The organism is Amedibacillus sp. YH-ame6 (assembly GCF_053848845.1).
In genome coordinates this window covers 57,974-64,666 of the sequence record NZ_JBSPEZ010000020.1, presented here as the reverse complement: position 1 = coordinate 64,666, position 6,693 = coordinate 57,974, and the positions used below count along the sequence as shown (strand labels likewise).

Here is a 6,693-nt window from a genome sequence, read left to right as displayed (position 1 = left end):
ATTTTCAAGAATAGTGAATTCTAGAAAAAGTACGAAACTAAATCAATAACGAAAAAAGGTCTCATCCCCTTTACTTAGGGGACTTGGGACCTTTTTACTATCTTCCAAGTGTAAAACTTGAGAACATTCTTATTTAGATGTCAATATGTTTTATAAAGATATGATGAAATTTTCTTTTATAGTTTGCATCGTTTCTTCTGAAACCCCAATACTAAGAAGTACTTCTTCACAACTTGTTTCATGAAAGAATGCTAATAAAGGTTTGATCATATCCACTCTACTTTCAAACATTTCTTTGACATTTGGTAAAGCTAAAAGTTCTTTTGGAATACGCTTGTTTATGCCATTCACATTATAGGTCGCAGATACTTGATAATCCGCAATAATATCTAGAGTATTCACACCGCAAAGGTCTAACAAAATACACGCAAGAATACCTGTACGATCTTTTCCAGCCGTACAATGAAAGAGTATTGCATTTCCTTGTTGTAAGGTTTCTTTTATATACTCAAGGGCTTCTTTTACTTTAGGTTTAGCATCTTCTTGAAACATTTGCACATAATCCAATTTCATACTCAAAATAAATGCTTGCAGTGCTTCTTCATCCATGGCCTCTTTCACATGATTATCTTCTTTCATAAAAGGAATAGAAACATGTGTAATTCCATAGGCTTCACAATCATAAGGTGAAGTGATTTGTTCTTCCTTACTTCGCAAATCCAAAATACAAGTAATCTTGTTTGCTCTCAATATTTTCCAATCGCTTTCATCTAACGCACTTACATCATCGCTTCGATAGATTCGATTCCATGCAGTAATCTGTGATTCTGTAATTGAATAACCACCCAAATCACGCACATTATGTGCATGATAAAGTGGTAACCTTCGAATAGGATTCATAGACTTACCTTCCTTTTTCTAATGGATATGACCAATGAATGACACCACCAACATTAAAGACTTCATGATATCCCATTGCATTTAATTTCATAACTGCTTTGCTGGCACGTTGTCCACTACGACAATATACATACGTTGTACTATCTTTATTTAATAACGTATCGGCTAGTTCTTCTAGTTGTGGCAAAGGAATCAATATAGCATTAGGAATGTGTCCTTCTATGTATTCCTCTTCAAAACGTACATCTACTAATTGTATCTTAGTTCCTTGTTGCATCGCTTGTTTAACTTCACTCATGTCTTTGTCAAATTTCTTAAAAAACATAGTCTACCTCTAATCCATGAACAAAAATCCAAAATAAATAAACAACATACTTATTAAATATGGATTGATTGAAAAGAAGGTTTGTAGTGTTGCTACAAACGGCATGGAAACCACACCCAATTGGATGAATACTAAGATGATTGTTAATACAAGTGCTAGTACCTTGCGGTACACACTATGACTTTTCTTTTTACCGTTTAAAGTAACCCCAAACATAAACAAAGAAATATCAAATATAATCGTTAAAATGGTATTTGTAATTTCTGAGTGTAAGTAGGTATTGATCAAATAAAAGAGCGTAGTAAATACAACCATGACCAATACGGGCATACCTAAACGTCTAGAATCGTTCATTTATTATTCCTCGATGATGACACGAGTCATTACATCTCCATTGTGCATATTACGAACAGCACCCAAATTGTCTGTCACTTTACCAAATACGGTGTGTACACCATCTAAATGTGGCTGAGGGTCATGACAAATAAAGAATTGACAACATCCTGTATCTTTTCCACGATGTGCCATAGATAAACTTCCTTCTTCATGTTTATGTGAATTCCCTGCTGTTTCACAAGGAATTGTATAACCTAAATCCCCTGTTCCATTTCCATTTGGACATCCGCCTTGAGATACAAAGTGAGGAATTACACGATGAAATGTCTTTCCATCATAATACCCTTCTTTAATCAATTTCACAAAATTCTCCACTGTTTTTGGTGCTTCACTCGGATATAATTCAAAAGGCAACTCTGCCCCATTCTCTAAAACAAATTTTCCATGTAATATCATATATATCGTCCTCTCTATTTTTTATACTTCTAAAATATACACGAAATTCTCACAAATTTCAACATTAGGCAATTAAAACCATTTGCGCGCTGTTAATGATACGCATTCTTCTTCCCTTGCATATTTCATTACCTAGTACTCCATCAAAGCTAAAGGAAGGAAATAACTTCGTTCTGCCACTCATCGTTTGATATAAATCAATCTTGGCTTTATCTAATAAAAGTGTACAGTGTTCTATTACTTTTAACTGAAGCTTTTCCATACCGTGTACTCCAAATCCAACACTATTCACTTCTTTGGAGCTTCGATAGTTGTGTAATTGAATTGCATCTTCTCCAATCCAACTCATTTTCGAACCACTATCAAATCCATAAAGTGCACTATTTCCATTTGGTAATTTCACAATAAAACATGGAAAACTTCCTTTTAACATATTCGGATTTGGTACCTTCAATCTATTTTTTAACACCTTAAATTCTTTCTTGATATCATCAAGTTCAAAATCCAATTGACTTAAAATATCCCAACCTAAGATGCCATCAAAAGATAATAAATCAATGTTACCAAAACGCATAGAAAAATCAGAGTCTGCCAGTTCAATCATAGTACGATTACGATACTCTAAAGCACCAAATTGAAAGGATTCCATGACGACACCAGGCATTTCCTTTTGTGTGCCTCCAATAGAACCAATGGTGACTTTACCATTGGTTTTCCGTAACCCTAAAGTCTTTACAACCTGTTCCTTTACACCACTTATCTGTGCGCCTGTATCAATGATAAATCGATATTTCATATGATTCACATACACTGGAATCATTAATAATCCAAATAGATTTCTAGATAAAGGCAACGTGAACTCTTCTTGATACATAGTTCTCTCTACACCATCTACTTGTGCATGTAGTTGTGCACTTGCCTTTTGAATACCGTTTAAAAATTCTTCACAATCTACAACGTCTTTAAAGTGTTCATATGTTTGCGCATCAATACATGTCGCGCCTTTACTTTTCACTTTGCATGCATGTCCAAATATCATAGCTTCACCTCGTACAAGTATTATATCATATCCTATGTGAATCTCCCGGGATTCTTGCTTAACTTTTATGGAAAAGACTGTTATAATGAAAGCATTCAGGAGGTTCGTATATGAAATTAAACAAAGATAAATTAGCCATCATTAGCGTGCAGGGAAAAGTAGATCATCCTGGTCTTGCGGCCAACGGATATCGCGTAGGATATGATGGGTATGGAAGAATTACAATGGGTACTGGTGGTATTACTTACAATTATAAAATTGGAGATTCTTGTATGGGAATTGAAGGAGACCACATTGAACCAGGAGTAAGTTTAAAGAATTCTAGTGATAAAGAAAACCATGCACTTATGGCATTTGCATGTGTTGGTAATGAAGCTAAAATTATTAGTGGTGATGCAAAAGGAAAAACAGGATTTGTAACTGGAAAACACGGTGGTGTAGATCACGTTATGGTATCCTTTGAAGAGGAAACTTTAGAAACTATGACATGCGATGATAAAGTCTTAATCAAAGCTTGTGGTATGGGATTAAAGTTATTGGATTATAAAGATATTCAGGCAATGAACATTGATCCTTCTTTATTAGAAAAAATGAATATTACAGAGAAAGAAGATGGAATCGAGGTTCCTGTAGTAACTATCGTACCCGCTGCCTTAATGGGGAGTGGACTTGGAGAAGCCAATATGATGATGGGTGATTATGACATCATGACACAGGATGCACAAGCCAATGAGACTTATCACCTTAATGAACTACGTTTTGGAGATATAGTCGCAGTACAAGATCACGATAACCATAATGGACCACATTATTTAAAAGATGCTGTTTCTATTGGCGTGGTGGTGCACTCAGATTCCTTTACAAGTGGACATGGACCTGGACTTACCATTGTGCTAACAAGTAGAACAAATGCTATAAAACCAATCCTTGATAAAGATGCGAATATCGCAAATTACTTAACGAAATAAAAACAAGGCTGCACTCATAACGAGGGCAGCCTATTTTATTGAAATGATTAATCTCTGTTTCCAAGGAAACGTAAGATATATAAGAAAATATTAATAAAGTCTAAATATAAATCAAATGCTGAGTAAATAGATAATCTTTGTAATGCTAATTCATCTTGTTCATACTGCATGTATAATGCTTTCATCTTTTGTGCATCATACGCAGTAATACCAGTAAAGATTAACAGACCAATCGCAGAGAATAACATTGTATCTGTACCAACATTTAAAAACATCATCACAATTTGAGTGATAATTAACGCAAACAAAGCCCCAATTAGGATAGGTCCTAATTTTAATAGATTCATTTTTGTCGTAAGACCAATCACCGCAAGACTTCCAAAATATACGGTCGTTACTAAGAACGCAAGTGCTAATGTACCTACGCTATAAACTAACCCAAGTACAGAGAATGTGATTCCTGTAAGTGCTGAATATAATAGGAATAATATTTTCGCACTTGTTGGGGACATCTTCATAATTCTTCCAGCTAATGCAAATACCAATCCTAGTTGTGCAACAATCATAACAATTGGTAGCATAGGAATACTGAAAATAAAATCAAATGTTCCTGTAAATGTTACTAACATTGCCACAACTGTAGTTACCAATAAACCTATTGTCATCCAACCAAATGTTCTCGCAGCATGTCTTTGTAAAGATGTTGTATAGGCTGGTTCAAAATAATTTTCATTTTGGTTCATATTAAAAACCTCCTTATTTCTTTATTATTATAGTATACTTCTTATCATTATCCTAGTATTTTGAAAAATTTTCGCAAATTCCTATATTTTTTTTACAATTTATGTCTTTTATTCCTTAGATTTCAATTTTATTTCTCTAATTTTTCTAATAGGATTGTTTCCAATGCATCCATAAAATCAATATCTGCTTGTGCAGTTCTTTTAGGAATATGTCCATATTGTTTATGTTTTCGCATTTTGGCATGTTCATGACGGGATTGAAGTAATTGATCCATGTTGCCTTCATGATAACGAAGTCCATTCTGTGATAAAGGAATCGCTCCTTTGGCTAGGGCTAAACTAGCAAGTCCATAATCCTGAGTGATCACGATATCACCAGCATGAACATGTTTCAGTAATAAGAAATCACTTTGGTCTTTTCCTTTATCTGCCATTAGTAAAGTTGCGTAGGGTTCATGAAAGATATGAGATGTATCACATACAAGGATTACAGGCACTTGATATTCTTGCGCCATATCAATTGTTTGCCCCACAACTGGACAACCATCCGCATCAATTAGTATATGAAACATGTTCAACATTATGTGGTTCAAAACCATTCTCTTTCAGGATTTGCATGACTTCATCGATATGTTCTTGATCATTGGTTTCTATTACAACACCTACACGACATTGATTGAATAAAATACCATTTTGAATACGATTGTGATTAACAGAAATAATATTTGCGCCTGTTCTAGATATCAATTCCAACATTCTAGATAAATTTCCTGGTTTATCCATTACATTCATATTAATAACAGCTTTTCTACCTGTTTTGATCAAACCTAAATCGATAATTTTAGAAAGTAAGTTTACATCGATATTTCCACCTGATAGTAACGCTACACATTTACGGTTACTTAAATCTAGTTTGAACATAGCTGCCGCAACAGAGGTTGCGCCTGCCCCTTCTGCTACCATTTTCATCTTTTCTAACAATGTCAAGATAGCCGCAGCGATTTCTTCTTCACTTACGGTAACGACTTCATCCACGTATTTCGTACATAGATCAAAAGTAAGTGTCCCTGGTGTTTTTACTGCGATTCCATCCGCAATCGTAGATACATTATCTAATTGGATAATTTCATGTTGTTCAAGAGATTTCTTCATACTTGGAGCATTTTCCGATTGTACACCAATGATCTTACAGTTCGGTTTTAAGGTCTTAATCGCCATGGCAATTCCACTAATAAGTCCACCTCCACCAATCGGTACAATCACCGTATCTACATCTGGCATTTTCTCAATAATTTCAAGTCCAATTGTTCCCTGTCCAGCGATTACATCTTCATCATTAAATGGCTCAATGAAAACAGCTCCTGTAATTTCTTGTAAGTTTTTTGCGTATTCATAAGCATCATTGAACGTATCCCCTTGAAGTTCCACATTGACACCATAACTTCTAGTAGCTTCGATTTTAGATAACGGCGCTGTCTTAGGCATAACGATAGTACCTTGAATCCCCATCTTCTTACAAGAATACGCTACCCCTTGTGCATGATTTCCAGCACTTGCGGCAATTACACCCTTTGCTTTTTCTTCATCACTTAAATTAGAAAGCTTATAATATGCCCCTCTTAACTTAAATGCTCCTGTAGATTGTAAATTCTCTGCCTTAATCCAAAGATTATCGTGAATCTTTGTGGCATGTACCAAAGGTGTCTTTGATATGATATTTTGTAGTGTAACATTTGCTTCTTGAATTTTATAGAACTCCATGCATTTATCCTCCTATATTACTATAACCATTGTACAATGTTTATTTCATAAAATAAAGATGAATTTCTACTAATTAAGAACAATTTCAATCATATGTTCATATATCAAAAACACTTAATCATGAATTACATGATTTTTCCTATATAGAGAAAAAGATCGAAGTCC

General features: G+C 34.5%; 9 protein-coding genes. 1 reads left to right on the top strand and 8 read right to left on the bottom strand.

All coding sequences use genetic code 11. From position 1 onward, the window contains the following. Nucleotides 1-150: 150 nt before the first annotated feature. The 5 genes from ACWG0P_RS12470 to ACWG0P_RS12450 all read right to left on the bottom strand — a co-directional run bounded on the left by ACWG0P_RS12470 (nucleotide 151) and on the right by ACWG0P_RS12450 (nucleotide 3,056). On the bottom strand, nucleotides 151-900 hold the full coding sequence (locus ACWG0P_RS12470) for a tyrosine-protein phosphatase (RefSeq protein ID WP_455801986.1): 750 nt from the start codon (nucleotides 898-900) through the stop codon (nucleotides 151-153). 4 nt (nucleotides 901-904) lie between these two features. Continuing rightward, nucleotides 905-1,225 (bottom strand): rhodanese-like domain-containing protein, encoded by a 321-nt coding sequence (locus ACWG0P_RS12465; protein WP_455801985.1) that lies wholly within the window; start codon nucleotides 1,223-1,225, stop codon nucleotides 905-907. A 9-nt stretch (nucleotides 1,226-1,234) separates the two neighbouring features. After that, on the bottom strand, nucleotides 1,235-1,579 hold the full coding sequence (locus ACWG0P_RS12460) for a hypothetical protein (protein WP_455792211.1): 345 nt from the start codon (nucleotides 1,577-1,579) through the stop codon (nucleotides 1,235-1,237). A gap of 3 nt (nucleotides 1,580-1,582) precedes the next feature. Continuing rightward, entirely contained in the window at nucleotides 1,583-2,017 is a 435-nt protein-coding gene (locus ACWG0P_RS12455) for a peptidylprolyl isomerase (protein WP_455801984.1), read from the bottom strand. Nucleotides 2,018-2,081: 64 nt separating this feature from the next. Further along, nucleotides 2,082-3,056 carry an aspartyl protease family protein gene (locus tag ACWG0P_RS12450; RefSeq protein ID WP_455801983.1) on the bottom strand — a complete coding sequence of 325 codons (975 nt, stop codon included), beginning with the start codon at nucleotides 3,054-3,056 and terminating at the stop codon, nucleotides 2,082-2,084. A gap of 110 nt (nucleotides 3,057-3,166) precedes the next feature. On the opposite strand from ACWG0P_RS12450, the gene ACWG0P_RS12445 reads away from it, so the two are divergent. Continuing rightward, a complete protein-coding gene (locus tag ACWG0P_RS12445) occupies nucleotides 3,167-4,024 on the top strand; it encodes a DUF4438 domain-containing protein (RefSeq protein WP_455801982.1) in 858 nt (285 codons plus the stop codon). Nucleotides 4,025-4,071: 47 nt separating this feature from the next. Here ACWG0P_RS12445 and ACWG0P_RS12440 read toward each other — a convergent pair whose 3' ends face one another. The 3 genes from ACWG0P_RS12440 to ilvA all read right to left on the bottom strand — a co-directional run bounded on the left by ACWG0P_RS12440 (nucleotide 4,072) and on the right by ilvA (nucleotide 6,528). After that, entirely contained in the window at nucleotides 4,072-4,767 is a 696-nt protein-coding gene (locus ACWG0P_RS12440) for a Bax inhibitor-1/YccA family protein (protein WP_455801981.1), read from the bottom strand. Nucleotides 4,768-4,895: 128 nt separating this feature from the next. Next, a complete protein-coding gene (locus ACWG0P_RS12435; protein WP_455792219.1) occupies nucleotides 4,896-5,339 on the bottom strand; it encodes a YaiI/YqxD family protein in 444 nt (147 codons plus the stop codon). Next, nucleotides 5,320-6,528 (bottom strand): threonine ammonia-lyase, encoded by a 1,209-nt coding sequence (ilvA, locus tag ACWG0P_RS12430; RefSeq protein ID WP_455801980.1) that lies wholly within the window; start codon nucleotides 6,526-6,528, stop codon nucleotides 5,320-5,322. The genes ACWG0P_RS12435 and ilvA overlap by 20 nt, the downstream gene beginning before the upstream one ends. Nucleotides 6,529-6,693: the final 165 nt, after the last annotated feature.

What these genes read in the sequence shown, in the direction of transcription:
- ACWG0P_RS12450 (WP_455801983.1), bottom strand. Translation starts at nt 3,056, where the DNA reads ATGATATTTGGACATGCATGCAAAGTGAAAAGTAAAGGCGCGACATGT.
- ACWG0P_RS12465 (WP_455801985.1), bottom strand. Translation starts at nt 1,225, where the DNA reads ATGTTTTTTAAGAAATTTGACAAAGACATGAGTGAAGTTAAACAAGCG.
- ilvA (WP_455801980.1), bottom strand. Translation starts at nt 6,528, where the DNA reads ATGGAGTTCTATAAAATTCAAGAAGCAAATGTTACACTACAAAATATC.
- ACWG0P_RS12445 (WP_455801982.1), top strand. Translation starts at nt 3,167, where the DNA reads ATGAAATTAAACAAAGATAAATTAGCCATCATTAGCGTGCAGGGAAAA.
- ACWG0P_RS12460 (WP_455792211.1), bottom strand. Translation starts at nt 1,579, where the DNA reads ATGAACGATTCTAGACGTTTAGGTATGCCCGTATTGGTCATGGTTGTA.
- ACWG0P_RS12455 (WP_455801984.1), bottom strand. Translation starts at nt 2,017, where the DNA reads ATGATATTACATGGAAAATTTGTTTTAGAGAATGGGGCAGAGTTGCCT.
- ACWG0P_RS12470 (WP_455801986.1), bottom strand. Translation starts at nt 900, where the DNA reads ATGAATCCTATTCGAAGGTTACCACTTTATCATGCACATAATGTGCGT.
- ACWG0P_RS12440 (WP_455801981.1), bottom strand. Translation starts at nt 4,767, where the DNA reads ATGAACCAAAATGAAAATTATTTTGAACCAGCCTATACAACATCTTTA.
- ACWG0P_RS12435 (WP_455792219.1), bottom strand. Translation starts at nt 5,339, where the DNA reads ATGTTTCATATACTAATTGATGCGGATGGTTGTCCAGTTGTGGGGCAA.